3 protein-coding genes are annotated in these 2,357 nt (G+C 64.9%); all 3 read right to left on the minus strand.

The annotated features are described in order from the left end of the window. Positions 1-512, minus strand: a 512-nt coding sequence (locus RMO81_RS04015) for a septal ring lytic transglycosylase RlpA family protein (RefSeq protein WP_310474456.1), incomplete at its 3' end; no start/stop codon positions are given. Next, entirely contained in the window at positions 509-1,582 is a 1,074-nt protein-coding gene (locus tag RMO81_RS04020; RefSeq protein WP_310474457.1) for a lytic murein transglycosylase, read from the minus strand. The genes RMO81_RS04020 and RMO81_RS04015, both read right to left, overlap by 4 nt. A 60-nt stretch (positions 1,583-1,642) precedes the next feature. After that, the coding region (hflX, locus tag RMO81_RS04025; protein ID WP_310474458.1) for a GTPase HflX at positions 1,643-2,357 on the minus strand (715 nt) is incomplete at its 5' end.

A 2,357-nucleotide genomic window follows, 5' to 3' on the forward strand; every position in this document is an offset into this window, starting at 1 on the left:
CGCGCGGTGCCGGCCCGATCCACGCCCAGCAATTGTGCCGCCTTGCGCGACAGATCGATGATCCGGCCACGCGCGAACGGGCCGCGATCGTTGATGCGCACTGTCAATTTGCGGCCATTGTCGAGATTTTCGATCTGCACCCAACTCGGCATCGGCAAGGTGCGGTGCGCGGCGGTGAGATCATCCTGGTCGTAGCGTTCACCATTGGCGGTGCTGCCGGCGTGAAAACCGGGGCCATACCAGCTGGCCACGCCTTCTTCGCGGTATTCGCGGTCGTCTGCCGGGTAATAGGTGATGCCGGCGACCTGATAGGGCTTGCCGATCTTCACCGGCCATTTGCCCATACGGGCGGCATCGCGGGCAACAGCGCCAGTATCGTCGGAAAGGTCGATTCCGCGGTTGGCTGGCGGCGTGCTGGCTGCGGTGCGCGGCGTTGGTTTGCCGCCACAGGCCGCCAGCAACAGCCCGGCGAGCAGCGGCAGGGCCAGTATCGGCAACCCGCGCTGGCTCAAGGCGCGCTTCCTGCCAGCGCTGGCGGTGCCGCCGGCAAGCTGATCGCATCGGCCAGCAATGTCACCGACAAGGCATAGAGGTTGGAACAATTATAGCCGAGCACAGCGCGATAGCTGCGGGTGACGAGATAGGCCCCCTGCGCTGGCCCATCAGGCTCGATCAGGCTCATCATCACGCTATCAGTCGGCCAGCTGCCGTTGACCGGCGTGAAGCCCAGGCTGCGCCATTCGCGCGCCGGCTTCAAGGCGCTGTGGCGCGATAGCGGCGTGATGCAGCGGCTGGGTGCTTCGCTGGCGGCCACACTGGCGCGATCAAAAGCGTCGGGCACCAGCGTGCGAAAGCCCCAGGCCTCGCCCGGCTGCCAGCCACTTTTGGCCAGATAGTGGCCGATGGAGGCAAACACATCCGCCTGGCTGCCCCACAGATCGACCTTGCCATCGCCATCGCCGTCGCGTCCATAGGCAAGGTAGCTGCTGGGCAAGAACTGCGTCTGGCCAAAGGCGCCGGCCCAGCTGCCCTTCATCGCCTCGCGTGCCACCCGGCCTTCGCCCACCATCTGCACGGCGGCATCGAGTTCACGGGTGAACAGATCGCGGCGGCGGCCATCAAAGGCCAGCGTCGCCAGCGCGGACGGCAGATCATAGCGGCCTAACACACGGCCATAGCTGGTTTCGATGCCCCAGATGGCGGCGATCACGGCGGCGGGAACACCGCTGCTGGTTTCTGCCCGGGCGAGCAATTCCCGGTTGGCGGCAAACTGGCGCTGACCGTGGGGGATGCGGTCACCACGGAATTTGGAAGCCAGATAGTCGGGGAAACGGATCGGTTTGGCGGCACCGCCGGGCTGGTTGCGATCAGCGCCAATCACGCGCGGCACCAGCTTCACATCGCTCAGCGTCGTGTCCAGCCATTCCGGTTTCAACCCACGCGCCGTGGCCTGCGCACGATACAGGTTCAGCCATTCGGCAAACGCGGCCTGTTGCTGGGGTGAAACCGGGGTTTCATCGGCACGAACCGGCGCGGCCAATAGAGCCAGGACCAGCGCCAGAAGGGGGAAGCGGGCGCGCATGCCCCCTTTTGCCAAAGCATTGCCGTGGGGGGAAGGCCAAAAGCCGCAACGCCCCGATTCTCACATCATCGCGTCAAACCGCGCCTTGTCCTTGTCTGACAGACGCACATTGACGGTCAGGCTGTCCTCATCGCCGGATTGGCCCACAACTTCACCATGGCTGTGCAACCAGGCAAGTCGGCGACCATCGATCATTGGCAGCGTGATGCGGTGGACGCGGGCACCACTGCGCAAGGTAAGATCCATCGCGGCCTGCAGCCGTTCCAGCCCTTCACCGGTGAGCGCCGAAACCGGGATGGCATCATCGCCGGCCTGCCCCTGCACCGCTTCACGTTGTTCGACATCAAGCGCGTCGATCTTGTTGAAAACCGTGATCATCGGCGTCTCGCGCTGGCCGGGGGCCAGGCCCAGGCTGGTCAGCACATCGATCACATCCTGCGCCTGCGCATCACTGTCGGGGTGGCTGAAGTCGCGCACGTGGATGATCAGATCGGCCTCCATCACCTCTTCGAGCGTGGCACGGAAGGCGGCCACAAGTTGGGTCGGCAGATCGGAAACAAAACCCACCGTATCCGACAAGACCACCTTGTCGTGCCCCGGCAGCTTGATGGCGCGCATGGTGGGATCAAGCGTGGCGAACAGCAGATTCTCGGCACGAACTTCGGCGCCGGTCAGCCGGTTGAACAGGGTGGATTTGCCGGCGTTGGTATAGCCCACCAATGCCACCACCGGCCACGGCGCCTTCTGGCGCTGCTTGCGGTGCAGGCCGCGGGTG

Origin of the sequence: Sandarakinorhabdus sp., assembly GCF_031422795.1 — a bacterium.
In the GTDB taxonomy this organism is placed as follows: domain Bacteria; phylum Pseudomonadota; class Alphaproteobacteria; order Sphingomonadales; family Sphingomonadaceae; genus Sandarakinorhabdus.